24 protein-coding genes are annotated in these 26,292 nt (G+C 66.5%); 18 read left to right on the forward strand and 6 right to left on the reverse strand.

Annotation, left to right across the window (positions count from 1 at the left end):
• Positions 1–26: 26 nt before the first annotated feature.
• Positions 27–956 carry a threonine/serine dehydratase gene (locus UC32_RS10460; RefSeq protein WP_045731154.1) on the reverse strand — a complete coding sequence of 310 codons (930 nt, stop codon included), beginning with the start codon at positions 954–956 and terminating at the stop codon, positions 27–29.
• A 1-nt stretch (position 957) separates the two neighbouring features.
• Positions 958–1,263, reverse strand: a complete 306-nt coding sequence (locus UC32_RS10465; protein WP_045731193.1) for a hypothetical protein — start codon at positions 1,261–1,263, stop codon at positions 958–960.
• Positions 1,264–1,422: 159 nt separating this feature from the next.
• Here UC32_RS10465 and UC32_RS10470 point away from each other — a divergent pair, with 159 nt between their 5' ends.
• The 4 genes from UC32_RS10470 to UC32_RS10485 all read left to right on the forward strand — a co-directional run bounded on the left by UC32_RS10470 (position 1,423) and on the right by UC32_RS10485 (position 6,931).
• The gene (locus UC32_RS10470; protein WP_045731155.1) at positions 1,423–2,034 is read left to right on the forward strand and encodes a dTMP kinase; all 612 of its coding nucleotides are present in this window, start codon (positions 1,423–1,425) and stop codon (positions 2,032–2,034) included.
• A gap of 122 nt (positions 2,035–2,156) precedes the next feature.
• Positions 2,157–3,644, forward strand: a complete 1,488-nt coding sequence (locus UC32_RS10475) for a cation:dicarboxylate symporter family transporter (protein WP_045731156.1) — start codon at positions 2,157–2,159, stop codon at positions 3,642–3,644.
• A 239-nt stretch (positions 3,645–3,883) separates the two neighbouring features.
• Entirely contained in the window at positions 3,884–5,092 is a 1,209-nt protein-coding gene (locus tag UC32_RS10480) for an N-acetylglucosamine-6-phosphate deacetylase (RefSeq protein ID WP_045731157.1), read from the forward strand.
• Between the two features lie 186 nt (positions 5,093–5,278).
• Positions 5,279–6,931: an HNH endonuclease signature motif containing protein gene (locus UC32_RS10485; RefSeq protein WP_235423639.1), complete on the forward strand. Its 1,653-nt coding sequence runs from the start codon at positions 5,279–5,281 to the stop codon at positions 6,929–6,931.
• Between the two features lie 119 nt (positions 6,932–7,050).
• Here the strand turns inward: UC32_RS10485 and UC32_RS10490 are convergent, their stop codons facing one another.
• Positions 7,051–7,941: a Rieske (2Fe-2S) protein gene (locus UC32_RS10490; RefSeq protein ID WP_045731158.1), complete on the reverse strand. Its 891-nt coding sequence runs from the start codon at positions 7,939–7,941 to the stop codon at positions 7,051–7,053.
• A gap of 173 nt (positions 7,942–8,114) precedes the next feature.
• A complete protein-coding gene (locus tag UC32_RS10495) occupies positions 8,115–8,513 on the reverse strand; it encodes a cupin domain-containing protein (RefSeq protein ID WP_052690559.1) in 399 nt (132 codons plus the stop codon).
• A gap of 488 nt (positions 8,514–9,001) precedes the next feature.
• Between UC32_RS10495 and UC32_RS10500 the strand changes: the two genes are divergently transcribed.
• Positions 9,002–9,490 carry a hypothetical protein gene (locus UC32_RS10500; RefSeq protein ID WP_045731160.1) on the forward strand — a complete coding sequence of 163 codons (489 nt, stop codon included), beginning with the start codon at positions 9,002–9,004 and terminating at the stop codon, positions 9,488–9,490.
• Positions 9,491–9,591: 101 nt separating this feature from the next.
• On the opposite strand, the gene UC32_RS10505 is transcribed toward UC32_RS10500, so the two are convergent.
• A complete protein-coding gene (locus UC32_RS10505; protein ID WP_045731161.1) occupies positions 9,592–10,620 on the reverse strand; it encodes an Lrp/AsnC family transcriptional regulator in 1,029 nt (342 codons plus the stop codon).
• 129 nt (positions 10,621–10,749) lie between these two features.
• On the opposite strand from UC32_RS10505, the gene UC32_RS10510 reads away from it, so the two are divergent.
• Both UC32_RS10510 and UC32_RS10515 read left to right on the forward strand, forming a co-directional pair.
• Positions 10,750–11,982 (forward strand): M20 metallopeptidase family protein, encoded by a 1,233-nt coding sequence (locus UC32_RS10510; RefSeq protein WP_045731162.1) that lies wholly within the window; start codon positions 10,750–10,752, stop codon positions 11,980–11,982.
• 73 nt (positions 11,983–12,055) lie between these two features.
• Positions 12,056–13,345, forward strand: coding sequence for an MFS transporter (locus tag UC32_RS10515; RefSeq protein ID WP_045731163.1), 1,290 nt, complete (start codon positions 12,056–12,058; stop codon positions 13,343–13,345).
• 103 nt (positions 13,346–13,448) lie between these two features.
• On the opposite strand, the gene UC32_RS10520 is transcribed toward UC32_RS10515, so the two are convergent.
• On the reverse strand, positions 13,449–14,504 hold the full coding sequence (locus UC32_RS10520; protein ID WP_045731164.1) for a DUF808 domain-containing protein: 1,056 nt from the start codon (positions 14,502–14,504) through the stop codon (positions 13,449–13,451).
• Positions 14,505–14,787: 283 nt separating this feature from the next.
• Here UC32_RS10520 and UC32_RS10525 point away from each other — a divergent pair, with 283 nt between their 5' ends.
• The 11 genes from UC32_RS10525 to UC32_RS10575 all read left to right on the forward strand — a co-directional run bounded on the left by UC32_RS10525 (position 14,788) and on the right by UC32_RS10575 (position 26,215).
• Positions 14,788–15,588, forward strand: a complete 801-nt coding sequence (locus UC32_RS10525) for a hydroxypyruvate isomerase family protein (RefSeq protein ID WP_045731165.1) — start codon at positions 14,788–14,790, stop codon at positions 15,586–15,588.
• An 86-nt stretch (positions 15,589–15,674) separates the two neighbouring features.
• Positions 15,675–16,553, forward strand: coding sequence for a 2-hydroxy-3-oxopropionate reductase (locus tag UC32_RS10530; RefSeq protein WP_045731166.1), 879 nt, complete (start codon positions 15,675–15,677; stop codon positions 16,551–16,553).
• A 177-nt stretch (positions 16,554–16,730) separates the two neighbouring features.
• Positions 16,731–18,521: a glyoxylate carboligase gene (gene gcl, locus UC32_RS10535; RefSeq protein ID WP_045731167.1), complete on the forward strand. Its 1,791-nt coding sequence runs from the start codon at positions 16,731–16,733 to the stop codon at positions 18,519–18,521.
• A 2-nt stretch (positions 18,522–18,523) separates the two neighbouring features.
• Entirely contained in the window at positions 18,524–19,720 is a 1,197-nt protein-coding gene (locus tag UC32_RS10540) for a glycerate kinase (RefSeq protein ID WP_045731168.1), read from the forward strand.
• Positions 19,713–21,056 (forward strand): allantoinase AllB, encoded by a 1,344-nt coding sequence (gene allB / locus UC32_RS10545; RefSeq protein WP_045731169.1) that lies wholly within the window; start codon positions 19,713–19,715, stop codon positions 21,054–21,056. The genes UC32_RS10540 and allB overlap by 8 nt, the downstream gene beginning before the upstream one ends.
• A 105-nt stretch (positions 21,057–21,161) precedes the next feature.
• The gene (locus UC32_RS10550) at positions 21,162–21,905 is read left to right on the forward strand and encodes a winged helix-turn-helix domain-containing protein (RefSeq protein WP_045731194.1); all 744 of its coding nucleotides are present in this window, start codon (positions 21,162–21,164) and stop codon (positions 21,903–21,905) included.
• Between the two features lie 19 nt (positions 21,906–21,924).
• Positions 21,925–22,422, forward strand: a complete 498-nt coding sequence (bcp, locus tag UC32_RS10555) for a thioredoxin-dependent thiol peroxidase (RefSeq protein WP_045731170.1) — start codon at positions 21,925–21,927, stop codon at positions 22,420–22,422.
• Between the two features lie 193 nt (positions 22,423–22,615).
• Positions 22,616–24,109 (forward strand): CotH kinase family protein, encoded by a 1,494-nt coding sequence (locus tag UC32_RS10560; RefSeq protein ID WP_045731171.1) that lies wholly within the window; start codon positions 22,616–22,618, stop codon positions 24,107–24,109.
• 126 nt (positions 24,110–24,235) lie between these two features.
• Entirely contained in the window at positions 24,236–24,715 is a 480-nt protein-coding gene (gene bcp / locus UC32_RS10565) for a thioredoxin-dependent thiol peroxidase (protein WP_045731172.1), read from the forward strand.
• Positions 24,716–24,901: 186 nt separating this feature from the next.
• Positions 24,902–25,477 (forward strand): GNAT family N-acetyltransferase, encoded by a 576-nt coding sequence (locus tag UC32_RS10570; protein ID WP_045731173.1) that lies wholly within the window; start codon positions 24,902–24,904, stop codon positions 25,475–25,477.
• Positions 25,478–25,552: 75 nt separating this feature from the next.
• A complete protein-coding gene (locus tag UC32_RS10575; RefSeq protein ID WP_045731174.1) occupies positions 25,553–26,215 on the forward strand; it encodes a DNA alkylation repair protein in 663 nt (220 codons plus the stop codon).
• The last annotated feature ends 77 nt before the right edge of the window (positions 26,216–26,292 follow it).

Consider the following 26,292-nt stretch of genomic DNA (forward strand, 5'->3'; position numbering starts at 1 on the left):
GTTTTTGGCGCGGCGGATCCGGCCGCCTACAGAGTGGCCGGATCCGTGTTGGCGCCGCAAAGGACCACGGCCACGCGTTCGCCCGGTCCCGGCACGTACGCGCCGGACAGCAGGGCCGCGTAGGCAGCCGCGGCACCGTGCTCCACCACGATGCGGTAGCTGTTCCATAGTGCGCTCCGGGCGGCGATGATGTCCGCATCCGTCACCAGGACGCTTTCGACGCCGGCGCGGACCGCCACCGCGAAGCCGATCGCCCCGATGCTTCGGGCACCCAGCGAGTCTGCCGCGACCCCTGACACGGCCACATCCACCGGGCTCCCCGCGCGCAGCGCAGCGTGCAGGGTGGGTGCGCCTTCGGGCTCCACCGCCACTACCTTGGCGTGCCCTTCCACGGCCGCGGCAATTCCGGCCATGAGCCCCCCACCGCCCACGGCCACCAGGACCGTGTCCACACCGGGCACCTGGTCCAGCAGTTCCAAGCCCGCCGTCCCCGCGCCAGCCGCGATCTCCGGCTGGTCATACGCGTGGCAGTACACCGCGCCGGTCTCAGCAGCATGCGCCACCGCTGCCTCGTAAGCCACCGCGTATTCCGCGCCGCCCTGCACGACGGCGGCGCCGATGTCCCTGAGCTTCGCGACCTTGACGGCGGGTGCCGCGGCGGGGACGAAGACCGTTGCAGGCACGCCAAGCCGGGCGGCTGCGTAGGCGTTGGCCAGCCCGGCGTTGCCTCCCGAAGCCACCACGATGCCCGCCGGGGTCAGCTCCCCGCGTTCCTGGCTGGCCAGGATCCGGTTCAGCGCACCGCGCGCCTTGAAACTTCCGGTGTGCTGCAGGAATTCGCACTTGAACCAGACCGGGCCGGCGTACTGGCTGCTGTCTGCCTCCAGCACGGGTGTCAGCCGGGTGAGGCCGGCAATCCGCTGGGCGGCCTCATCCACATCGGTACGGCTGATCATCCTAGACGTCGTCGTCCCAGGTCCCGGGATCCTTCAGCGCTTCCTCAGGCTTGCGCTCCTGCCCGCCGTCCGCAGGGTCTGCATCCTCGCTGCCGGCAGTCCCGCCGCTTCCCACGTACGACGCCGGCACGGCCCCGGCAGCGTGGGCCTGCTGCTCTTCCCGGATGTTGGCAGCGTGGGGCTGCTCCGGGTGCTGGCCGCTTTGCGGGGCTTCGGTGACCTGTTCCGCGTTGTCCCGGGCTTCGTCCGGGTCGCCGGGGCCACGGAGGTCCGCGGTGTTGCGCGGCTCGTCGTTCGGTGTGGTCATGATCCTGCCTTCCGTTGTTGCTGGCTGGTCCTGCGGGCGCTTCCGGGGAAGCACGCCGCGGGTTCCAGCCTACTTTCTGTGGCGCTTTCTGTGAGTTCGGCCTCAGCCGGGACGATGGCCGGCCTGCCTGCGTTGTAGGAAGTGGCGGAAGGAGGCCCCATGATCATCGTCCTCACCGGCATCGACGGCTCGGGCAAGTCGACAGCGGCCCGCGCCCTGGTGCAGGCTGTCCGGGCACGCGGCGGCAGGGCAATGCTCCTGAGCAACCATGCAGGCCGGCGCACCATGTCCGTCCTGGCTGCCCGGTGGGGTGTGCAACTGCCAGTCAAGGCCGCGGACGCCGCCGAAACACTCCTGCGGGTCTCCAACGTGCTGGTGTCCCACCTCCGGGCCCACTGCTTCGATGGCGTGGTGGTCATGGACCGCCACCTCCACTGCCAGCTTGCCCTGCGCACCATGAAGGGACTGCCGCGCGGGCGCTTCCTGCCCTGGCTTCTCGCGGCACTTCCCCAGCCCGCCGCCGTCGTACACCTGGACCTGGAGCCGGCCGAAGCGCACCGCCGGATCACGGCGCGCGGAACCGATTCCGAAACCCTTGCGGACCTGTCCGCCTTCCGGGATGCCTACGCGGGGCTGCCGGAATTTGGCGACTTTATCCGGGTGGATGCGTCCCTTCCCGCCGCTGAACTGGCGCAACGCGTGCTGCAGGCTGTGGACACGCTTCCCGGCGGCCCAGGCGACTCCGGGAAGGGCGCAGCAGTCACAAACTGAATTTAAGCATTTCGCATTGTGGAAATGGATTTTCCCCTTGCGGAATTGATGTGACCGGGGTTACTTTTGCCATAAGCCCCGGGCGTCCCCGGGCTGTTCCCGAATCGAAGAGGCAAAGGTCAATGAAGATCCCCAACCCTGAGGCACTGAAGGCGAGTTCGGTGCCCGCGAAGAGGAAGCCGCTGTATAAGTCGCTCTTCTTCCAGATTCTGATCGCCGTCGTGGCAGGTGTCCTCATAGGGCATTTCTGGCCGGACCTCGGATCACAGCTGAGGCCGCTCGGAGATGGCTTCATCAAACTCATCAAGATGATCATCGCGCCGCTGATCTTCCTGGTGATCGTCACCGGCATTTCGGCCGTAGGCGACGTCAAAGCGGTTGGAAGGGTTGGGGTCAAGGCCCTGGTCTATTTCACGGCGGCCACCCTGTTCGCACTGCTCTTCGGCCTGGTGGTGGGCAACGTAGTCCAGCCCGGAGCAGGCCTGAACATTGACCCCGCCACCCTGTCGCAGGCGGACCTCGACGCCAAAACCGGCTCTGCCGCACCCAAGGATGCGGCATCCTTCATCCTGGACGTCATCCCCGCCAGCGTGATCGGCGCCTTCGCCAGCAACAGCCTCCTGCAGGTCCTGTTCTTCTCGGTCTTCTTCGGTGCAGCCATTGTGGTCATCGGCCGCGAGCGGTGCATGCCGGTCATCAGCCTGATGGAAACCGTCCTGGAGCTGATCTTCAAGATCATGTCCTGGATCATGAAGGTGGCACCCATCGGTGCTTTCGGTGCCATGGCCTTCATCATCGGCCAGTACGGCCTCAGCACGCTCAGCACCTACGCCGTGCTGATCGCCGCCTGCTACGGAGCCGCCGTCGTCTTCATCGGACTGCTCTTCGCCGTCGCCTGGATGACCGCCCGCGTGCCGCTGTGGCAGTTCCTCAAATACACCCGCGAGGAGTTCCTCCTGGCCCTGGGCACCGCCTCCACCGAAGCAGTCATGCCCCGGATCATGACCAAGCTGACCAATGCCGGCTGCTCCCGCGCCACTACCGGCCTGGTGGTTCCCACCGGATACTCCTTCAACCTCGACGGTGCAGCCATCTACCTTTCCATTTCGCTGCTCTTCCTGGCACAGGCCTTCGGCCACAACCTGGACCTCGGCCAGCAGCTCGCCGCATTGGGCGTCCTGCTGCTCACTTCCAAGGGCATGGCCGGAGTCCCGGGATCGTCCTTCCTGGCACTCTCCGCCACGGCCGCTGCGCTGGGGATCTTCCCGGTGGCCGGCGTCGCGCTCCTGCTCGGTGCGGACCGGCTGATGGACTCCATGCGCGTGGTGGTCAACCTGCTGGGCAACTGCGTGGCCACGTTCGTTGTCTCCAAGTGGGAGGGCCAGTTTGACCGCAGCGTCATGGTCCGGGCCTTCAAGGGCGAGATCACCAACCACGACTCCGCGGTGATGCTCGGGAAGGAAGAAGACTTCCAGGACCAGGAACTGCAGCGGATCAGCGAGGGCCAGGAGCCCTCACCCAAGTTCCGCGGCGGCCCGAATCCCGGGGACATCCCGCGGTTCCAGATGAGCAAGTCGACCCGCGCCGGCACGGACAACAGCCCGGACTAGGCGTCAGAAACCCGGCCGCGCTCTCAGCGGCGAGCAACCAACAGCAGGCGGGCAGGACAATCGGGTCCTGCCCGCCTGCTTCATGCGCCGCTTGTTTCATGCGCCACCGGTGCGTGTACCGTCCCGTCCGCTCATCGCGCTGGGACTCAAGGTCCCTGGACTGGACCAAGGATGCCCCCGGCCGGTACCCGCCCGGGGCATCCTGCTGTGGAATAATCCGCTGCGGGAGGCCTGACGACGTGAGCAACAAACTGATCCTGCGCGGGCGCGTGGTCACCGGACGCCTGGACATCGCCGACGCTGTGGTGGCTGTGGACGGCCGCCGCATCACGTACGCGGGTCCGGCGTCGGACTTCCCTGGGCTGTCCCTGCCCGCGGGCGACACCGCGTCCGCCGGACGCATCCTCCTTCCCGGCTTGGTGGACCTGCACTGCCACGGCGCCCACGGAAACGACTTTTCGGAAGGTTCCCTGGACGGCGCCCGGGCCGCGGCGCGGTACCTCCACGGCCGGGGCACCACAACCCTGTTGGCCAGCCTGGTGACAGGGTCGCCAAAGGACCTGATACGCAACCTGAGTGTGCTGCGGACGGTGGCCGGGGAAGTTCTGACTGCCGGGTCCCACCTTGAGGGACCGTTCCTCGCATCGTCCCAATGCGGCGCCCACGACCCCGGATTGCTGCTGGACCCGGACGCCGCCCTGATGGATCAACTTTTGGAAGCCGCCGGGCCCTCCCTCAGATCCATGACGCTTGCCGCAGAGCTTCCGGGTGCCACTGGGCTGCTCGATTTGCTGGCATCCCGCGGGGTGATCCCTTCGCTGGGGCACACGGCCGCCGGGCATTCCACGGCCGCGGCTTTCCTTGACCGGGCAGCCTCCGAACTGCGTGGTTCACTTGCTGCCACGGGCAGGCTGCGGCCTACGGTCACGCATCTGTTCAATGCCATGCCGCCGCTGCACCACCGGTCCCCCGGCCCTGTCGCTGCAAGCCTCAGTGCCGCCCGCGCCGGAGAGGCAGTGGTGGAACTGATCGGCGACGGCGTCCACGTGGCGCCGGAGACCATCAAGCTGGTGTTCGACCTGGTGGGTGCCGGGAACGTCGCCTTGGTCACCGATTCGATGGCCGCCACGGGACTGCACGACGGCGGCTACCGGCTTGGGACGCTGGCGGTCACCGTAGAGCAGGGCGTGGCGCGGGTGGACGCCACGGGTGCCATCGCCGGCGGTACGGCCACACTGCTGGATGTGGTGAGGGTTTCCGTGGACGCCGGGGTCCCGCTGCAGCATGCGGTGCTGGCGGCAAGCAGTGTTCCGGCTGAAGTCCTCGGCCTCTCTTCCGAGGTGGGCGACCTTGCCGCCGGGATGCTGGCAGACGTTGTTGTAGTTGATTCCGGGCTTAGGCTCACCGGGGTGCTCCGGCATGGCGATTGGGTTACCCCGCCGGTGTAAAGGTGCTGCGATGCGAGGTTGCTGCGCGGCTGGTGAGAGTCCGGTGATGAGTTGGAGCTGCAGCTCAATGTCAGACCCTCGCGCGAGAATTCTTTTATGGGAAATGCAGGCGTTGAAGCAGCAGCGATGGAGGGTCTTCGGGCCTCCATGGCAAGCCTTGACGCGCTGCTTCTGTAGGACGTCGAGCTGGACCGGACCGGCTCTCATGCCGTGGACTGCGAAGCGGTTGATGTGTTGGGGCGGAAGTCGGAGCTTCGGCTGCAGCGGCTGGCGTTCTGGAGCCGACTTGAAGCCCAGGTCGCGGCGGGTAAGGCCCGCGACGCGGCGGATTTCGCGGAGTTTCAGGAGGCGATGACACCGCCGGATGCCACCGGGTCGGAGCGGGCGTTCGTGGAGATGTCCACGACGGCGGAGATCGCCGGGGTCCTGACGCTCAGCCCGGGTGCGGCGGCGGCGTTCATCAGCCAGTCACGGAAGGTCTGTGCCATGCCGCCGGTGTTGGGTGCGCTGGCCGCAGGGGTGGTGTCGTGGCGGCACGCGGTGATCGTCGCGGACGAAACGGACTGCCTCGCCCCCGAGGGTGCTGAGACGTTGGTGGCGCATTTCTTCGACCCTCACGCCCCCAACCGGGCCCGCGGGTCGGCGCCGGGTGACCTTGTGGCGCACCTGTTCCGGAGGAAAGTCAGGAACTGGCGCGAACGCACCCACCCCGCCTCAGTCCAGGAACGGCACGTCCAGTGTGTGGCGGAGCGGCGGATGGAATACCGGCCCGCCGCCGACGGGATGGCTTCAATTACCCTGGTCCTGCCCGGGGACGCCGCCTGCGCCATCTGGAACAAGACCACCGCCATCGCCCGCGGCCTCCAAGGACCCGGCGAGACCCGCACCCTCACCCAGCTCCGCCCCGACACCGCCGCAGCACTTCTATTGGGCGCCCACACCGGAGCCGCTGCCACGGGCCGAGCTGTCGATGGCCAACAAACCGGTGATGTGGCTGGCGTCCACGGAGTTCCCGGCGGCAACGACGGTGCCAGTGGCAACGGGAGCGGCCCTTACGCGGTTGACCTCAGCAAGGTCCCCGCGCCGAAAGCCGACGTGCTGGTCACCATCCCGATATTTACAATGCTGGGCAGCACCGACGAACCGGCCGACCTAGACGGGTACGGGCCCATCCCCGCGGCGATGGCCCGGAAACTCGTCGCTGACGGGGCGACCTCGTTTCACCGGGTCCTCGTCGACCCGCGTGACGGTGCACCGCTCGAGATCGGACGGACCAGCTACCGGCTCACCGAAGCGATGAAACGCTGGATCAGGATGCGCGATGGACACTGCACGTTCCCCGGCTGCAGCAATCCCAGCACGGATAACGACACCGACCACCTCACCGCCTGGCAACACCACGGCACAACGGGCGTCAGTAACCTGGCACAGCTCTGCCCGAAACATCACCGTCTCAAACACAACAGCGGCTGGACCCCCACAGGAGCCACCACAACCGAACCCGGCTGGACTTCACCCACAGGCCGGCACTACCCAACCCAGCACCCCGACTCACAACCACCACACTGGCCACCCGGACTCCTCGAATTCGAACAGGAGCGGGCCCTGACCGGGGACGTTGGCGCGGCTGGAGAGCCGCGCGCCGCCTCAGACACGGCAGCGGACAGACACCTAAAAACTGTTGGAGACCGTGAGCCGGTAGGCGACCACGCGCCAGCCGGAGACGTTGCCGCTGCTGGTGAGTCGGGCTCGAACGGCGAATTGGGCGTGCCGGCAATCGACCAACCGGACGAACTAAGCCCCCTCGAACGCGCCCTCACGGCCTACCTCGCCGCCTGAATCCAGGCAGTCGCGGGTGAGCCTGCTGCTCAGCCATCAGGCATCGCCGCGTGAGGCGTCCGCAGCCACGGCCGGACAGAAACGGCGGTGCATCGGCAGGTGTGATCCGTCGGCAGGTGTTACCCGTCTGCGCCGGGAAGGCAGACCTCCACAATGCCATCGGTGATGCGGGTATCGAACCGCGGCTGCTTCGCTGTGGCCGGACCCGCCACAACTTCGCCGGTATGAAGGGAGAACGTGCTGCGGTGCCAGGGGCACACGACGCAGGGGCCGCCGTCGTCTGCGAGGTTGGAGTTTTTGAGCTTGCCCTCATGCAGGGGTCCGGAGAGGTGGCTGCAGACATCGGAGAGCACGCTGACGCTGCCCCCTTCACGGAAGACCAGAAGGTTCAGCCCGGCAACCACGCGTTTGTCGAGCTTCCCGTCGGGCAGCTCCGCAAGCGGTGCCAGTTCATGCCATCCCGACGGGAACCGGTGCGGAATCTCCTCACTGTGGTTCACGCCGGCCGCCTGCCGGTACGTCAGATGGCCGCCCAGGAAACCTCCGCCGCTCACCACGGCGAGGCCCAGGTAGGCCAGCACTTTGCCGCTCGCGTGGCTGCCCTTGGCGCGCTGGACCAACGATGCCGAGTAAAGGGTAGTTGCCGCGATGTTGGCGGCCGCATGGACCAAACCCACTCGCTGCTGCTGGGGATGCAACTGCGTCCAGTCCGTGAATCCAGCCACGGCCGACGGAACAGCGCTCAGGGCCCCCACACCCACCAGGATCTTGGCCGCCTGCTCCGTCCCCGGGACGGCGTCGAGCACTGCGGCGGAAATCCACGCGCCCATGGGCACCTGAACGGCCAATGGATGCACGGGGTGGCCTACGGGGACGCCGTGCAGGACATCGCGCATCCAGCCGGGCGGGATGATTTTCTTGACTGCTTTCCGCACGCTCTTGGCCACTGGATCAAGCCATTCGGCATCCTCAAAGCGGGTCACTAGCTCAAGTGCAGGCAGCGGTTTCATGGAACTCCCTTACCCCGAAATCTCGTATGCAGTCGATGCACCCAGAGCATAGCGGGGAACCCTGCCGTCCAATAGGGCTGTTTGCGGCCCAAGGACCGGATACACGAAGCCTGGATCCCGAAGAGCTGATTGGCGACCCGCGCTGGCCGGCGCAGGCGGGCACTTGCCAAGCGCTACATCAGCGCATGCATCCCATAGCTTCGCGGCCGCCCGAAGGATGCAGCGCCGAGGAATTCGACGGCGACGAACGGCTCGTCGCCCACCACCCACTCGTCATGCCCAGGCGGCAGCGCGTAGGTATCGTGCGCGTGGATTGACGAGAACGCGCCGTCAGCCGTTTCGATGTCCAGCCGGCCGGAAATGCAGTAGCCGAGATGGTGATGTTCGCAGAAGGCCGTCAGCTCGGCGGGCTTGGCGGATTCCGACCAGCGCCAGCCAGGGGCCAGGATCAACCGGGCAACGGTGTAGTCGTCAACGGTGACAAGGTCGAACTCGGCCTTGTCCGGGCAGCGCTTCCGGTCCGGAAGATCAAGCGATTTCACTGCCAACGCTCTGATGAAATTAGCGGTCACCGGACACATTCTGTGGATCAGGGGACGGAAGCCCTGCCTTAGGCGGGCCATGGATCGGATACCGATAAAGCGGTTTTGTGAAGCGAGACCTGTTTCCGCATGCGCCAAAGACCTCCGGCGCACACCCGTTTACCAGACAGCTGGATACCTCTAACCGTAGACCCGCCAGGTCTGAAGTCAATGGGGAATTCCTGGCACCCGCGGCACCCCGTTCGACTCCCTGGGCGGGCCGGGAAAAGCCGCCAAAAAGGTACTTCGGCATATGGAATAAGTCGGCGTTCGGGTCCACGCTTTAATGACCGGATCACGAACTCCGGGGAGTCAAGCCCCCCGGCTCAGTCGGGCGTGCTGTTTGAAATGGGACAGGCAGGCTGCGGCCGCCATACTGGTCAATCGCGACTTGCCCGGTCGCGCGCTCAGCGCTGCCTTCGCAGGGAAACTCGCACCCTGCACAAATGGGAAAACGCATCCTTTCCAGGAGCAAGAAAATGTCAATCACTCCAACAACCAGAACCCGGTCCATCAGGGCGAAAATGGCGCTGGTTCCAGCTCTCACCCTGGGTCTGCTTGGAGGCGCTGCGGCAGTCGCCGCACCGGCCCAGGCCAACGACAATCACAGAGACGGTTGTACCGTTGATCCGCTGAAGCCGACAGACCTGCGCGGCAAGAGAGTCGATTTCAAGATCAAGGTTGACTGCTATGGGGAGCGGACCGTCCAGATCCGCCAGCTGCGCTACGAGGACGAGCGCGGCCCGCGCCGCAGCGACGACTTCCTGGGCGGCTCAAACTTCTACGAGCACTTCAACCGGCACGACGGTGCCAGGACCCTCCACAGTGTTGACCGCGTGCCGAACCTTGACCGAAGGGGCGGCGAAGAGGTTTACCACGTCGTCTCCTTCCGCGTGAGGGACGACAGGGGACACTGGTCCGACTGGACCCGGTGGGAGAAGAGCCCCGTAGCAGACGTGTACCGCTAGAGCGTCGTGAACGTCTAAGGATTCACCCGCACCCGAGCCAGGGGCGCCAGCCCCTGGCTCACCTCTGTCACCGCCGCAAGCAGCGGCCGCCGGGGACTACCTCAGCCGGCCATCTCCAGGCCGCCGGAATGGACGACGGCGCCGCTCGCCGTCGTATCCCGGTTCAGCAGCCAGCCCACGCGTTTGACCGTGCTGAGCATGACCACGCTTTCCACCAGGTCGATACCGGGAACCTTCTGCTGCAGGGTCAGTTCCGCTGTCATGACATCGGCCAGGGAATGCAGCCACATGATGATCACGAAGTTCGTGGGCCCTGTGGTGGATGCGCTGAGCCTGACATTACTGATGGTGCGGATGGCCGCTGCTGCTTCCTCGTGCCTGCCTGCCGGCACGTTGGCGAACCACTGGCAGGTCACGGGGTAGGAGGACAGCCCCTGGGCCACCTCGCAGCGGAACAGCAGTATGCCGCTGCCCAGCACCCGGTTGAGCTGGCGCTGCACCGTGGCAGGCTGGCGGCCCAGGCCGCGGGCAATTTCCGCCGCGGTGGCCCTGCCGTCCCGCGCCAGGTAGGGCAGAAGGTCCAGGTGGCTGGCGGGAAGCGGCGCGGTGGCCGGACTGCCGTCAGCCACTCCATGGTTCCCCAGCGTCCGCAGCGTGGCCAGCTGGGATTTGTCCAGAATGTTGAGCCGCCAGGCGTCACCGCTGCTGTGCAGCCGGGTGCACAGGGCGGTCTGGTACTTGGTCAGCCCGTCGATGCCCTTGAGCCGGGCCACCACCTTCTCGCTGAACTCCTCCAGCGTTTTCGTGATCACGGTCAGCATGAGGTCTCGGTGGCTCGCGGCTTCCTCAACGGTGACGATCTCCGGGATGGCAGTGATTTGCGCGGTCACAGCATCCCGCAGGTTCATCTCGCAGTCCACGGCCACGAATGCCAGGAGCATCTGGTGTGGATCGCCAGCCAGGTGGGCCGTGATCCAGGCCGAACCGGTGGACTTCAGCTTCTCCCACCGCGCCGCAAGCGTGGTGGCGTGAACGTTGAGGACCTTGGCCGCATCGGCCCATCCGATCCTTGGTGAGGTCTGCAGGACCTGGATCAGGGCCAGGTCATCTTCACTCAGCTCTACTGACAATTACTACCTCCTGCATGAATCCTGCTAAGCAGCGGCAATTCACGCATAATTCCTGCGCATAACTGAAATGTGAACTGCGCCACTCCAGAATAGTCCACGAGTAACACCGACTGACGCCGAGGAGCTGGAATGACGATCACCACCGATGCCAAGGACCTGCAGGAAGACCTGGTCCGCCTGCGCCACGACCTGCACCGGCAGCCGGAAATCGGGCTCCGCCTTCCCCGCACCCAGGAACGGGTCCTCAAGGCGCTGGACGGGCTCCCCTTCGAGATCACCTTGGGCAAGGACACGACGTCGGTCACCGCCGTGCTGCGCGGTGGTGGCGGATTGGGAGAAGGCCAAGAAGCCGCCGGACGGCCCGCGGTCCTGCTCCGCGCGGACATGGACGGCCTTCCCGTCCAGGAGAAGACCGGGGTGGACTTCACCTCCCGGACCGAGGGTGCCATGCACGCCTGCGGCCACGACCTGCACACCTCCATGCTCGCCGGAGCCGCCACCCTCCTGGCCGAGAAACAGCACCAGCTGGCGGGCGACGTCGTCCTCATGTTCCAGCCGGGCGAGGAAGGCTTCGACGGCGCCAGCTATATGATCCGCGAAGGCGTCCTGGACGCAGCGGGCCCCCGCGTCCAGGCGGCCTACGGCATGCACGTATTCTCCTCGCTGGAGCCGCACGGCACGTTCTGCACCAAGCCGGGCGTCATGCTCAGCGCCTCCGACGGGCTGGAGGTCACGGTGCTGGGCGCCGGCGGCCACGGTTCGGCACCGCACTCGGCCAAGGACCCCGTGACAGTCGCAGCGGAGATGGTCACCGCACTGCAGGTGATGGTCACCCGGCAGTTCAACATGTTCGACCCCGTGGTGCTGTCCGTGGGCGTGCTGCATGCCGGCACCAAGCGGAACGTCATCCCGGAGTCGGCCCGCATCGAGGCCACCATCCGGACGTTCTCCGAGGCGTCCCGCGTGAAGATGATGGAGGCAGTGCCGCGCCTGCTCAAGGGAATCGCCGCCGCACACGGGGTGGAGGTCGCCGTCGACTACCTGCAGGAGTACCCGCTCACCATCACCGACGAGGACGAAACCCGCACCGCAGAAAAGGTCATCGGCGATCTCTTCGGCGAGCGCCGCCTCTCCCGCTGGGCCACCCCGCTGAGCGGCTCGGAGGACTTCTCCCGGGTGCTGTCGGAAGTGCCGGGCACGTTCATCGGCCTCAGCGCCGTCGCACCGGGCGCCGACCACGGCACCTCACCGTTCAACCACTCCCCCTACGCAACGTTCGACGACGGCGTGCTGGCTGACGGAGCAGCCCTTTACGCCCAGCTCGCAGCCTCACGGCTGGATTCCCTCGCAACAGCGTCTTAGCCGGCAAAAGTCACAGCCGGCAGCAGCGCCGCTGCCCGGCACCACCATCCGAACCGACCACCAGGAAGCCACCATGTCCATTGCAGTAACCAAGCAGCAGACTGGACGCATGTCCACCGCCAAGACCGTCGTCGGCACCGGCATCGGCAACGCCGTCGAATGGTACGACTGGGCCATTTACGCCACCTTCACCCCGTTCATCGCCAGCCAACTGTTCAGCAAGCAGGACCCGGCTTCGGCCGTGCTGTCCACCCTGGCAATCTTCGCCGTCGGCTTCGTGGCCCGCCCGTTCGGCGGCTTCCTCTTCGGCTGGATCGGCGACAGGGTGGGCCGCAAAGCGTCCATGACCCTCGCCGTCGGCCTCGCCTCGCTGGGCAGCCTGATGATCGGCATTGCGCCCACCTTCGCTGCCGTGGGCGCCTGGGCATCCCTGATGCTCCTGGTGGCCCGGCTGATCCAGGGCCTGGCGCACGGCGGTGAGCTCCCGTCGTCGCAGACGTACCTGTCCGAGATGGCCCCCAAGGAGCACCGCGGATTCTGGGCCACCCTCATCTACACGTCGGGGACCGTGGGCATCCTGTTCGGCACCCTGCTGGGCGCGGTCCTGAACATGGCGCTCACCGCGGAGGCCATGAACGCCTGGGGCTGGCGGATCCCGTTCCTGCTGGGCGCCGCGATGGGGCTGTACGCGCTGATCATGAGGTCACGTCTGCACGAGACCGAGGCGTTCGAGGGCGAGTCCAAGTCCGAGAAGAAGGCACCGATCTGGCCGCAGGTTGTCCGGTACCGCAAGCAGGCGCTGCAGGTCATCGGCCTGACCGTGGGACTCACCGTGATCTATTACATCTGGGGCGTCGTGGCACCGAGCTACGCCACCACCGCGCTGAAGATTGACCGCGGCGAAGCCCTGTGGGCCGGCGTGGTTGCCAACATCGTGTTTATTGCAGCCCTTCCCGTGTGGGGCAAGCTCAGCGACCGCATCGGCCGCAAGAAGGTGCTGTGGGCCGGCGCCATCGGCTCAGCGGTGTTCCATTTCCCTATGACCTGGCTGCTGAAGGATTCTGCATGGCAGCTGGCGGTATCGATGTCCGTCATGCTGGTCTTCATCGCCGCGAGCGCCGCCATTGTTCCCGCCGTGTACGCCGAGCTGTTTCCCACGTCGATTCGCACCGTTGGCGTGGGCGTCCCCTACTCCATCTGCGTGGCAGTGTTTGGCGGCACGGCACCCTACCTGCAGCAGTGGCTGGGCACCTCGCTCGGGGCGCCGCAGGTGTTCAATGCGTACGCGGTGGTGCTGCTGGTCATCAGTGCCGCGTTCGTCTTCAGCATCCCGGAGACGAAGGGCAAGGACCTGACGCACTAGGCCCGCACCGGCTGCACGTCCGACGGCGGGCTCCGCACCTGATCTGGTGCGGAGCCCGCCGTCGTTGTTCTGTTGTCTTTCGCACCGCAGCGGTGAGCCGCAGCTAGGAGGCCGTTCCGCCGTCGTTCTTCGCCGGCGGCTGGGCCGCGGCGGCGTGGTTGCCGTCCTTCGCGGCACTGTCTGCGTGCCCGTTGTGACCGTGGCCCTCCTTCGCCTTGGCCTTGTTGGCCGGCAGTGCCTTCATCAACGGCGTGACAACCAGCATCACGATGGTGCCCCAGATGAGACCCAGCACTGCGGAGCAGAGGGTGTTCACGAGCCAGGCCAGGAAGCCGCCCACCACGGCAATACCGGCGAACGGATGCTCGAGGGCATGGACAAGGTCGTACAGGGTGTGCCAGCCGAGATCGTGCGTTCCCTGCAGCATGATGTGGCCGCCCACCCAGAGCATGGCGATGGTGCCGATAAATGTGATGGCGCCGAGCACCTTTGGCATCCCCCGGACCAGGAGCTCGCCAAAGCGCTGGGAACCCGCGGAGTCCTTGGCGGCAAGGTGCATGCCGACGTCGTCCATTTTCACGATGAGCGCCACGGCCCCGTAGACCGCAACGGTGATGACGATGGCAACGACGACGAGGATGAGCGCCCGCACCCACAAGGAGGCATCGGGGACCTCGTTCATGGCGATCACCATGATCTCGCAGGACAGGATGAAGTCGGTGGTGATGGCACCCTTGACCACCCTGGATTCCGCTTCGGGACCCCGGTCAACGGCAGGCGAATCTTCGTCCGCTGAGTGGTGGCCCCGGAGCTTGTGCCACACCTTCTCCGCACCTTCGTAGCAGAGGTAGGTGCCACCGAGCATCAGGATGAACGGAATAGTCCACGGGACGAAGGCACTGATCAGGAGCAGCGCCGGCAGGATGATCAGGAGCTTGTTGCGCAACGAACCCCAGAAGATCTTCTTGATCATCGGCAGTTCGCGGGACGGGTCGGCCCCGGATACGTACTGGGGGGTGACGGCGGCGTCGTCAATGACCACACCCGCAGCCTTCGCACCTGCCTTGGCCGCCCCGGCGGCAACGTCATCCACCGATGCGGCTGCTATCCGGGCCAGGGCCGCAATGTCGTCGAGCAGGGCGACGAGGCCGCCGCTCACAGTTCCGCCCCGAATCGCATGGGGGCTGGTGGCGTCACTTGGGTGTCTCTGATGAGGCGCGTGATTGGCATGTTCGGAGTATATGTTGGCCGGCCGCCCGGCATGCGGCCGCCCGGGCCCCTCACAGCCTCCGGCCCCCTTGACTCCATACCCACCCTTCCCTACACTTTTCATAAAGCAGAATCTAAATTCCACAAAGCGGAATATACGAAGGACCTGGAACGGTACCCGCACCGCATGCAAGGGAAGATAGATCAAAGCCCCTCCCTCGGAAGGACCTACGATGACGTACACAGTGAACTGCTCCATCCTCCTCACGGAACTGCCCCTGCTCGAGCGCCCCGCGGCAGCCAAGGCAGCGGGCTTCGACGCCGTCGAGTTCTGGTGGCCCTTCGACACCTCCGTTCCCGCGGACAGCGAGATTGCCAAGTTCGAGAACGCCATCACGGACGCGGGCGTGCAGCTCACCGGCCTGAACTTCAACGCCGGCAACATGCCCGGCGGCGACCGCGGCCTGGTCTCCTGGAAGGGACGCTGCTCCGAATTCAAGGACAACATCGACGTGGTGGCGGGCATCGGCGAGCGCCTCGGCTGCACGGCCTTCAACGCCCTCTACGGCAACCGGCAGGACGACTTCACCCCCGAAGAACAGGACGAGCTTGCCGTCAGGAACCTCGCGGCGGCAGCTGAAGGCGTGGCCCGCATCGGGGGCACCGTCCTCCTCGAACCTGTCAGCGGCGCGCCCAAGTACCCGCTCCTCACCGCCGGCGACGCACTCCAGGTCATCGCCCGCGTCAAGGCGGAGGCCGGCGTCGGGAACATCAAGCTCCTCGCCGACTTCTACCACCTGGCCGTCAACGGCGACGACGTCGAATCCGTCATCGAAAACCACGCCAAGGACTTCGGCCACATCCAGATCGCGGACAATCCCGGCCGCGGCGCACCCGGCACCGGCACCCTCCCGCTGGGCGAATGGATCGCCCGCAGCCGCGAACTCGGCTACGACGGCTACATCGGCCTCGAATACAAGGAACCGCAGGAAACGGCCTTCAGCTGGGCCATCCGCGAACACGCCGCCAAGTAACCGGTGATTGAGCCTGTCGAAATTGAACACCGGTTTCGACAAGCTCAACCTCCAGCCCCATCAAAGACTTTAGAAAGAGAACCATCATGAGCAACGTTGCAGTCATCGGACTCGGAATCATGGGCCTGCCCATGGCCATCAACCTGGTCAAGGCCGGCCACACCGTCACCGGTTTCAACCGCAGCCAGGACAAGATCGACAAGCTGGTCTCCGAGGGCGGCCAGGGCGCCACCAGCATCGCCGACGCCGTCAAAGAGGCCGACGTCGTCATCACCATGGTGCCGGACTCCCCCGACGTCGAAGGCGTCGTCAGCGGCAAGGACGGCGTCTTCGCCAACGCCAAGCAAGGCACCCTGTGGATCGACGCCTCCAGCATCCGCCCCGACGTCGCCAAGAGACTCTCCGAAGAAGCCGTAGAAGCAGGCATCCGCCCCCTCGACGCCCCAGTCTCCGGCGGCGAACAGGGCGCCATCGACGCCGTCCTCTCCATCATGGTCGGCGGCTCCGCTGAGGACTTCGCAGCAGCGCAGGACGTCCTGAACGCCGTCGGCAAGACCATCGTCCACGTCGGGCCGTCCGGATCCGGCCAGACCGTCAAGGCAGCCAACCAGCTGATCGTGGCGGTCAACATAGAGGTCCTATCAGAAGCAATTGTGTTCCTCGAGGCCTACGGAGTAGACACCGACGCCGCCCTCAAGGTCCTCGGCGGCGGCCTGGCCGGCTCCAAGGTCCTGGACCAGAAGGGCCAGAAGATGCTGGACCGCAACTTCGACCCCGGCTTCCGCCTCGCCCTCCACCACAAGGACCTGGGCATCGTCACCTCCGCCGCCCGCGAAGCCAACGTCGCCGTCCCCCTCGGCGCCGTCGTCGCACAGCTCGTCGCCGCCACCGTCAACCAGGGCGACGGCGCACTGGACCACTCCGGACTCTTCAAGCAGGTCCTGCAGCTCAGCGGCAGGAAATAGGACAGAGCTCAAGTACCCCCCCAGAGTTTTTGGGCAGATAACGGGACCTAAGGGCCTCTGAAGTCCCGGTATCTGCCCAAAAACTCCATCCCGCGAGGCATAGGTTCCAGGCCCACATCACCGGGCCTTCCTTCAGCACACCCAAAAACAGACTTTCAAGCTTTCAAGGAGCACCCCATGAGCAAGATGCGAACCGTTGATGCAGCGGTGGCCATCCTGGAAAAGGAAGGCGCCATCGAGGCGTTCGGCCTGCCAGGCGCGGCCATCAACCCCTTCTACTCCGCCATGCGCGCCCACGGCGGCATCCGGCACACGCTGGCCCGCCACGTTGAAGGCGCCAGCCACATGGCCGACGGCTTCTCCCGTGCCAAAGACGGCAACATCGGCATCTGCATCGGCACCTCCGGCCCCGCCGGCACCGACATGATCACCGGCCTGTACGCCGCCTGGGCAGATTCGATCCCCATGCTCTGCATCACCGGCCAGGCGCCGGTGGCCAAGCTGCACAAGGAAGACTTCCAGGCCGTGGACATCGAGTCCATCGCCAAGCCCGTCACCAAGATGGCCATGACCATCCTGGAGCCCGGCCAGGTGCCCGGCGCCTTCCAGAAGGCCTTCCAGCTGATGCGCTCCGGCCGCCCCGGCCCCGTGCTGCTGGACCTGCCCATCGACGTGCAGATGGCGGAGATCGAGTTCGACATCGACACCTACGAGCCCCTGCCGGTCGAAAAGCCCAAGGCCTCCCGAAAGCAGCTGGAAAAGGCCCTGGACATGCTGCTCGCCGCCAAGCACCCGCTGATCGTTGCCGGCGGCGGCATCATCAACGCCGGCGCCTCCGCGCAACTGGTGGAGATGGCCGAGACCCTCAACGTTCCGGTCATCCCCACGCTGATGGGCTGGGGCACCATCCCGGATGACCATCAGCTGATGGCCGGCATGGTGGGCCTGCAGACCTCGCACCGCTACGGCAACGAGAACTACCTGCAGAGCGACTTCGTGATCGGCATCGGCAACCGCTGGGCCAACCGCCACACCGGCGGCCTGGAAACCTACACCGCGGGCCGCAAGTTCGTGCACATCGACATCGAGCCCACACAGATCGGCCGCGTGTTCTCGCCGGACCTGGGCATCGCGTCCGACGCCGGCGCGGCGCTGGCAGGGCTGGTAGAGCTCGCCAAGGAGCGGGCTGCGGCCGGGTCTCTGCCGGACTACAGCGCCTGGGTTGCCGAGTGCGCGGACCGGAAGGCCTCGCTGCACCGCAAGACGCACTTCGAGAACATCCCCATCAAGCCGCAGCGCGTCTACGAGGAGATGAACAAGTCCTTCGGCCGCGACACCACCTACGTGTCCACCATCGGCCTGTCCCAGATCGCCGGCGCCCAGATGCTGCACGTGTTCGGCCCGCGCAAGTGGATCAACGCCGGCCAGGCAGGCCCGCTGGGCTGGACCGCCCCGGCCGCCCTCGGCGTCGCCCGCTCCAACCCGGACCAGACAGTGGTGGCGCTCTCCGGCGACTACGACTTCCAGTTCATGATCGAGGAACTGGCCGTGGGCGCGCAGTTCAACCTGCCGTACATCCACGTGGTGGTGAACAACTCCTACCTGGGCCTGATCCGCCAGTCCCAGCGCGGCTTCAAGATGGAGCAGAACGTGTCCCTGGCGTTCGAGAACATCAACAGTTCGCACCTGTCCGAGGAGACCCGCGGCTACGGCGTGGACCACCTGAAGGTGGCCGAGGGCCTGGGCTGCAAGGCCGTCCGCGTGGAGGACCCCAACGATCTGGGCGCCGCGTTCGACAAGGCCAAGGCCCTGATGGGCGAGTTCCAGGTTCCCGTGGTGGTTGAAGTGATCCTGGAGAAGGTCACCAACATCTCCATGGGCGTGGAAATCAACGCGGTGAACGAGTTCGAGGAACTGGCGGAATCCGCAGCCGACGCTCCCACCGCCATCCTGGCACTGCAGGCCTAACCATGCGGATCGTGATTGCCCCGGACAAGTTCAAGGGATCCCTGTCCGCCCCGGAGGTGTGCAGGTTCCTCGACAGGGGCCTGCAACGCGGCACTGGCGGGAACCTTGACATCGTCCAGATTCCGGTGGCCGACGGCGGCGAGGGTACCCTCGACGCCGCCGTCGGCTCCGGCTTCACCCGGCGCACGGCCACGGTGGCCGGGCCCACCGGGCAGCCGGTGGAAGCCGAGTTCGCCGTCCGGGGCCACGAAGCCGTCATCGAAATGGCCACAGCCTCCGGGCTGGCGCTGGTTCCCCGGGTACAGGACGGCGGCCGCCCCGCCTCGGCGGATGCCACCACGGCCACCAGCCTGGGCACCGGGCAGCTCATCCGTGCCGCACTGGACGCGGGCTGCCGCCGCATCGTGCTGGGCGTTGGGGGCAGCGCGAATACCGACGGCGGTGCGGGGCTCCTCCAGGGCCTCGGCGCCCGCTTCCTGGACAGCCGCAACAACGAACTTTCCCCCGGCGGGGCTGCGCTGGCCAACCTGCACAGCATCGACTTCACCCAGTTTGAACCCCGCCTGGTGGACACCCGCTTTGTGCTGGCATCCGACGTCGACAACCCCCTGCTGGGCGCCCAGGGCGCCGCAGCGGTTTTCGGCCCGCAAAAGGGTGCCACACCACAAGACGTCGGCATGCTCGACGCCGCCCTGGCCAGGTTTGTCGAAGTCCTGGTCAGGGAAATCGGATTCCGCGCCGTCAAGGCCGCCGAGGCTCCCGGAGCCGGGGCAGCCGGCGGCGTGGGCTACGCCGCCATCGCGGCCCTGGCCGCTACGCGGCGGCCGGGAATCGACGTCGTCCTCGAATTCACTGAACTGGCCGAAAGGCTGGCCGGCGCCGACCTGGTGATCACCGGCGAAGGCAGCCTGGACGAACAGAGCCTGCTCGGCAAGACCCCCATGGGTGTTGCCAGGGCCGCAGCAGCGCGGGGCATTCCCGTCATCGCGGTCTGCGGGCGGACCACCCTGGAAAAAAGCCAGGCCGCCGCTGCAGGATTCGAAGACGTTTACGCTTTGACCGAGCTCGAAACCGATGTAAACAGGTGCATATCAGAGGCCGGCGAGCTTCTGGTGCAGCTGGGCACCCAGATCAGCAAGCGGCTGGCGGCCGGACGGGCCGCCGGCGCTGGAAGTACCAAGGAGGACCTCCGTGTCTGAAGAACGTTTTGACCTGGTCATCCGGGGCCAGCGCATTCTCACCACCGCCGGCATCGCCCCGCGCGAAGTGGGCGTCCGCGGCGGCAAGATCGTCGCCATCGAGCCGCTGGGCAACGGCCTGGCCGGTACCGAGATCGTCGAACTGGCCGACGACGAAACCCTGCTCCCGGGCCTGGTGGACACCCATGTCCACGTCAACGAGCCCGGCCGCACCGAGTGGGAAGGCTTCGCCTCCGCCACCCGCGCCGCAGCAGCCGGCGGCGTCACCACCATCATCGACATGCCGCTGAACTCCGTCCCGCCCACCACCACGGTGGCCAACCTCAAGCTCAAGCGCGAGGTGGCCGAGGACCAGGCGTTCATCGATGTCGGGTTCTGGGGCGGCGCCATCCCCGGCAACAAGGCGGACCTGCGCCCTCTGCACGACGACGGTGTGTTCGGCTTCAAGTGCTTCCTGCTCCACTCCGGCGTGGACGAGTTCCCGCACCTGGACGCTGACGAGATGGAAGAGGACATGGCCGAGCTGAAGTCCTTCGACTCGCTCATGATCGTCCATGCCGAGGACTCGCACGCGATCGACCGCGCACCGCATCCCGGCGGCGACCACTACGAAACCTTCCTTGCCTCCCGCCCCCGCGGCGCGGAGAACAAGGCCATCGCGGAGGTCATCGAACGGGCCCGCTGGACCGGTGCGAGGGCGCACATCCTGCACCTCTCGTCGTCGGACGCGCTGCCCATGATCGCTTCGGCAAAGCGCGACGGCGTCAAGCTCACGGTGGAGACGTGCCCGCACTACCTGACGCTCATGGCGGAGGAAATCCCGGACGGCGCCACCGCCTACAAGTGCTGCCCGCCCATCCGCGAGGCCTCCAACCGGGAACTGCTGTGGCAGGGCCTGCAGGACGGCACCATCGACTGCATCGTCTCGGACCACTCCCCCTCCACCCTGGACCTCAAGGACCTGGAAAACGGCGACTTTGCCGTGGCCTGGGGCGGCGTCTCGTCATTGCAGCTGGGCCTCTCCCTGATCTGGAGCGAAGCCCGGCACCGCGGCATCCCGCTGGAACAGGTGGTGTCCTGGATGGCTGAGAAGCCTGCCAACCTGGCCCGCCTCACCAACAAGGGCCAGCTGGCCCTGGGCTACGACGCCGACTTCGCCGTCTTCGCCCCTGATGAGGCCTTCGTGGTGGACGTATCCAAGCTCAAGCACAAGAACCCCATCACGCCTTACGACGGCAAGACCCTGGCGGGCGTGGTCCGCAAGACCTTCCTGCGCGGCGCCGTGGTGGACGGCCAGACCCCCACGGGCAGGCTGATCCGCCGCGGCGGCGTCTAGGGACGCGCCATGGCCGTGGAAGCACATCATCCGCGGGCGGCCTTCCCCTCGGGGATGCCTTCCCGCCCGCGGATGCCCCACAGCCGGCAGACGGCGGAGCCTTCCATGACCCAGCCCCCTCGATCAGGCCGGACCCCGCGATCAGCGCAGCCGAAAGCTGTGGCCCGCGGACTGGCCGTGTGGGTGGTGCCTGAAGAAGGAACCAGCCCCGAAATCCTGGCCCGGGCCGCCGAACTGGTGCTCGCCCGTGCCCTGCAAACTGCTCCGGAGGCGGAAGTCCACTGGCCTGCCGCCGGAGCCCCCACGTCCGGGGCCTCCGCCGCGGAGGGAGCCACAGACCACTCCTCCCGCACTCCCTCCACGGCGGAGGACCCCGGCGATGCAGCCCGTGATTCATCGGGACATCCAACCGGCGGTCCAACGGATCTGCCCAGCGGCAACGCTGCCGGGACGGCTGCGGCAGAAGCCGGGACGGCAGGCAGCGCGGACGACGACGGGAGCCACCTCCCGCCGTCGGCCGGGCCCGTCAGCACCGTGGCCGTGGACCTCGCTGCCGATACCGTCCTTTTGGACGGTTCGCCGGTGTCCCTGACCGGAGTCGAATACAAGGTGCTGCGGTTCCTGGTCACCCACCTGTCCCGTACCGTCAGCCGGGAGGAGCTTCAGGAATTCCTGGAGTTCCTGAATTACCCCGGCGCCACCGCCCGGTCCATCGACGTCTATGTGGGCCGGATCCGCCGAAAGCTTGGCAACGCCCGCCACGCCGTGGCCACCGTCCGCGGCGGCGGATACCAGTTCATCCCCGGCCCGCACGCCACCGTGCGCGGGCCCGCCGAATACTCCATCTGAAACCCCACCGAGGAGCAGCATGACCACCGCGCCCACTAACAGCGTGCCCTATACCGCCCGGCTCCAGCCTAGCAGCCCGGCGCCGGCTTTCACCCTTCCGGACGCCGACGGGAACCCCGTCTCCCTCGAGTCCTTCCAAGGCCGGAACGTGATTGTGTACTTTTACCCGAAGGCCGCCACCCCCGGCTGCACCACCGAGGCGTGCGACTTCCGCGACAACCTGGCCTCACTGCAGGGCCGCGGCTACGAGGTCCTCGGCATCTCCCCCGATGCCCCCGAGGCCCTGGCCGGCTTCACCGCAGACCACTCCCTGACGTTCCCACTGCTCTCAGACCAGGACCATGCAGTGGCCCGGGCGTACGGTGCCTGGGGCGAGAAGCTGGTGAACGGCGAGATCATCGAAGGCGTCCTGCGTTCCACGGTTGTGGTCGGGCCGGAGGGCCGCGCCATCCTCTCGCAGTACCAGGTGGACGCCCAGGGCCACGTCGCGGCGCTGCGGGAAGAACTCGGCCTCTAGCCCGAACGCCCGCCCATCAGTGGCGCCAACCGGGTAGTTGCCCTATCAGATGTGGTTCCTAAACCCGGGTTTTAGGAACCACATCTGATAGCGCATCCGGTTTGCATACCGGCCGCATGGCACCAGCACAGCAACGGCACAGCTGGGCCGGGGAACGTGGATGGAACACATCCCCGAGCCTGAAGCAGGACCCATGCGACGTTTCCCCGGTGCCATCCTTTCCGCATCCGCCCTGGCGGCGGCCCTTGCCCTGACCGGGTGCGGCGTTGGGGCAGGTGCGGAGCCGTCCGGCACGCAGGCCACGTCCGCAGCGTCCGCTAACGCGGGAGTTGACGCCGGCATCAGCACCACGGACACCACGACGGCGGACTCCACCCTGTTCACGGACGGCGCCTCCCACACGGTCAGCGTCACGTGGAACGAGGCCGACTACGCCGCCCTGATCGCCGCCTATGAGGCCGACGGGTCCAAGGACTGGATCGCTGCAGACATCACCATCGACGGCACCACTGTGTCCAACGTGGGCGTGCGCCTGAAAGGCAATTCCACGCTTCGAAGCCTGAGCGGCAACGGGAGCGGCGCGGGCGGCGGCATGGGCGGGAACGCGGCGTCTTCGGGGATCTCCTCCGACGTCCCCGAGTCCCTGCCCCTGCTGATCCGCTTCGACAAGTACGTGGACGGCCAGACCTACCAGGGGCTGGGCGAGGTGTCGCTGCGGCCAGGCTCCCCCGTCCTGAACGAGGCGCTGGCCTTGGCCCTCACCGGAGCCAGCGGCCAGGCCACGCAGCGGTACGCCTACACCACCTACTCGGTGAATGGCAGCCCCACCCAGACCAGGCTGCTCGTGGAAAACCCCGATGAGAACTACGCGGACACTTTGTTCGATACCGCCGGGGTCCTCTACAAGGCCGATGCCGACTCCAGCTTCACCTACCAGGGCGACGACCTGGCCACCTACGAGGACCAGTTCAAACAGCTCAACAACAAGGACAGCGAGACTGTCCAGCCCATCGTCGATTTCCTCAAGTGGCTCTCCGAAGCTACCGACGAGGAGTTCGACGCCGGCCTGGCGGAGCGCGTGGATGTGGAATCCTTTGCCCGCTACACCGCAACGATGAACCTGCTGGTGAACGGCGATGACATGGCCGGACCCGGCCAGAACTACTACCTCTGGTACAGCCTGGACACGAAGAAGATCTCCGTCGTCTCCTGGGATCTTAACCTCGCCATGAACGGCGACGCCACGGCATCGCCCGAAGCGCAGCTGTCCATCGGCGGAGGCGGCGCGGGCGGCGGCATGCAGCCTCCGGGAGCGGACGACGGCGGCTGGGCACCTTTTGCCGGCGCCGCGGCTGATGCTGGCGGGACGGCAGGAGCAGCGGGCGGAACAGGGCCGGGCGGAGCGGCCCCCGAAGCTGCAGCAGGTGCAGGTGGAGGCGGCCGCGGCGGCAACGAATTGAAGGAAAGGTTCCTTGCTTCGCAGGCTTTCCAGTCCGTGTATGACGCCGCCTACGGCGATCTTTACGCGCAGCTGTACGCCAGCGGAACCGCAGCCAGCCTCCTGGACTCAATTGCCGCCGTCGTACCCCTCAGCGATGGCCTCACGGCCGAGGAACTGGCTGGTGAAACGCAAACCCTGCGCACTTTCATCCAGGAACGCACGGACGCCCTGAAGGACCAGGTCTAGGCTGCCGGAAAGGTACCCAAGGCGCGGGTCAAGGAATACCGGGTGTGACGGCGGAGTTGTTGCTGGTAGCGGAAACCAGCTTCACTTGATGTTGGCCATTATTGACCGAATCTCCAAAGGAACGCCATGAGCCAGACCTTGACCACCAAGCTTCAGCCCGGAACTCCGGCTCCCGACTTCACCCTGCGGGATGCCCAGGGCCGGGACGTCTCGCTGGCAGATTACCGTGGCAAAAATGTCATTGTGTACTTCTACCCCAAGGCCGCAACCCCCGGCTGCACCACCGAAGCCTGCGACTTCCGCGACAGCCTCGGCGCGCTGCAGGGCCAGGGATACGAGGTCGTAGGCGTCTCCCCCGACGCCCAGGAAGCCCTTGCCGGCTTCAGCGGCGACTTCTCCCTGACGTTCCCGCTGCTCTCCGACCAGGACCACGCCGTAGCCCTCGCCTACGGCGCCTGGGGCGAGAAGCTGGTCAACGGCGAAATCGTTGAGGGCATCGTCCGCTCCACAGTTGTGGTGGACAACGAGGGCAAGGTGGTCCTGGCCCAGTACCAGGTGAAGGCCGACGGCCACGTGGCCCGGCTGAAGGAAGCCCTGGGACTCTAGCCTGAGCTGACGGGTAACGCGTCCACACCAGACGCCGATGAGAAACCCGTCATCGAAAGAACGCCTCCGCGCCGAACGTGCGGGGGCGTTCTCCGTTTGCAGGCGACGGCGGCGTTGTCCGGTCCCGGTTGCGGACGCGCCTGCGGAACCGTTGCCGCACCCGCCGGCCGGTGACAGGATGGCGGCATGGCGATCGAAATCCGTCCGGCCACCGATTTCGCGGACGTCAAGGCCCTCGTTGGCCCCAAGAGGCCCGACGCGAACGTGTGCTGGTGCCTGAGCTACCGCATCCCGTCCAAGCAGAACCAGCAGCTCCGCGGAACGGAACGCGGGGCGTTCGTGAAGAAGCTGGTGGCGGAGGACCCTCCGCCGGGAGTTCTGGCGTACGACGGCGGCGAGCCGGTTGGGTGGGCAGCGGTCCACCCCCGCGCGGACACGGGTTTCGCCACCAACCGGCGGATCCCGCACGTGGACGGCAGCGACGTTTGGTCCATTTGGTGTATCCGCGTCCGGCCGGGGCACCGCGGCAACGGCATCTCGCACGCGCTGCTGGCAGGGGCCGTGGACCTGGCACGAGCCTACGGAGCACCCGCAGTAGAAGGGTATCCGGTGGACAACGCCGGCCAGAAAGTGGACCTCACCATGGCCTACGTGGGTACGCGGAAGCTCTTCGAAGATGCCGGTTTTGCGAAGGCCGCGGACACGGAATCGGTGCTCAACGGCTTCCCGCGGGTGCTGATGCGGCTGGACCTGGGTCAGTAGCCGGGGTCCGGGCGTGGGCGGGCCGGAGCCCGGACATAAGCTGATAGCTCACGGCGATGCATGCGGAGGTAAGGGATGTCCCAGGTGGATGAAGTTCTGGCCGAACTGGCGGAGCTCGAAGATCCCAAGTTTCGCGAAGCCAACGAAAAGCGCGGGGACGATCACGGCGTCAACCTTTCCAAGCTACGGGCCGTGGCCAAGCGGCTGAAAACCCAGCAGGACCTGGCCCGGCAGCTATGGGCCACCGGGGATACCGCAGCGCGTCTCCTGGCACTGCTGATCTGCAGGCCCAAGGACTTCAGCCGTGAGGAACTGGACGGCATGCTGCGCGAATCCCGGGCACCGAAAGTCCACGACTGGCTGGTCAACTACGTGGCCAAGAAGAGCCCGCACGCCGAAGCACTCCGCGTGGCCTGGACGGCAGACCCTGACCCGGTAGTGGCCAGTGCCGGCTGGGCCCTCACCACGGAGCGGGTGGCCAAAAAGCCGGAAGGACTTGACCTGCAGGGGCTGCTGGACACCATCGAAGCGGAGATGAAGGCCGCCCCGGACCGCCTGCAGTGGGCCATGAACCACACCCTGGCGCAGATCGGGATCGAGCACCCGGCCCAGCGGGCGAGGGCGATCAGCATCGGCGAGCGCCTGGAGGTCCTCAAGGACTACCCCACCCCGCCCAACTGCACGTCACCGTTCGCGCCGGCGTGGATCAACGAGGTCGTGAGCCGCCGCAGCGCCTAGGTGTACTGGGTCAGGACGTTGGTTACATCGTGAATAGGTGAAGACCTCTTAGGTTGGTGGTTACCACACACAGCCAA

Origin of the sequence: Pseudarthrobacter chlorophenolicus, assembly GCF_000962805.1 — a bacterium.
GTDB classification, from domain to species: Bacteria; Actinomycetota; Actinomycetes; order Actinomycetales; family Micrococcaceae; genus Arthrobacter; species Arthrobacter chlorophenolicus_A.

Excerpts from the sequence above, each read along its gene's own strand:
- UC32_RS10460 (WP_045731154.1), bottom strand. The coding sequence starts at position 956 with ATGATCAGCCGTACCGATGTGGATGAGGCCGCCCAGCGGATTGCCGGC.
- UC32_RS10465 (WP_045731193.1), bottom strand. The coding sequence starts at position 1,263 with ATGACCACACCGAACGACGAGCCGCGCAACACCGCGGACCTCCGTGGC.
- UC32_RS10470 (WP_045731155.1), top strand. The coding sequence starts at position 1,423 with ATGATCATCGTCCTCACCGGCATCGACGGCTCGGGCAAGTCGACAGCG.
- UC32_RS10475 (WP_045731156.1), top strand. The coding sequence starts at position 2,157 with ATGAAGATCCCCAACCCTGAGGCACTGAAGGCGAGTTCGGTGCCCGCG.
- UC32_RS10490 (WP_045731158.1), bottom strand. The coding sequence starts at position 7,941 with ATGAAACCGCTGCCTGCACTTGAGCTAGTGACCCGCTTTGAGGATGCC.
- UC32_RS10500 (WP_045731160.1), top strand. The coding sequence starts at position 9,002 with ATGTCAATCACTCCAACAACCAGAACCCGGTCCATCAGGGCGAAAATG.
- UC32_RS10510 (WP_045731162.1), top strand. The coding sequence starts at position 10,750 with ATGACGATCACCACCGATGCCAAGGACCTGCAGGAAGACCTGGTCCGC.
- UC32_RS10515 (WP_045731163.1), top strand. The coding sequence starts at position 12,056 with ATGTCCATTGCAGTAACCAAGCAGCAGACTGGACGCATGTCCACCGCC.
- UC32_RS10525 (WP_045731165.1), top strand. The coding sequence starts at position 14,788 with ATGACGTACACAGTGAACTGCTCCATCCTCCTCACGGAACTGCCCCTG.
- UC32_RS10530 (WP_045731166.1), top strand. The coding sequence starts at position 15,675 with ATGAGCAACGTTGCAGTCATCGGACTCGGAATCATGGGCCTGCCCATG.
- gcl (WP_045731167.1), top strand. The coding sequence starts at position 16,731 with ATGAGCAAGATGCGAACCGTTGATGCAGCGGTGGCCATCCTGGAAAAG.
- UC32_RS10540 (WP_045731168.1), top strand. The coding sequence starts at position 18,524 with ATGCGGATCGTGATTGCCCCGGACAAGTTCAAGGGATCCCTGTCCGCC.
- UC32_RS10550 (WP_045731194.1), top strand. The coding sequence starts at position 21,162 with ATGACCCAGCCCCCTCGATCAGGCCGGACCCCGCGATCAGCGCAGCCG.
- bcp (WP_045731170.1), top strand. The coding sequence starts at position 21,925 with ATGACCACCGCGCCCACTAACAGCGTGCCCTATACCGCCCGGCTCCAG.
- UC32_RS10560 (WP_045731171.1), top strand. The coding sequence starts at position 22,616 with ATGCGACGTTTCCCCGGTGCCATCCTTTCCGCATCCGCCCTGGCGGCG.
- bcp (WP_045731172.1), top strand. The coding sequence starts at position 24,236 with ATGAGCCAGACCTTGACCACCAAGCTTCAGCCCGGAACTCCGGCTCCC.
- UC32_RS10570 (WP_045731173.1), top strand. The coding sequence starts at position 24,902 with ATGGCGATCGAAATCCGTCCGGCCACCGATTTCGCGGACGTCAAGGCC.
- UC32_RS10575 (WP_045731174.1), top strand. The coding sequence starts at position 25,553 with ATGTCCCAGGTGGATGAAGTTCTGGCCGAACTGGCGGAGCTCGAAGAT.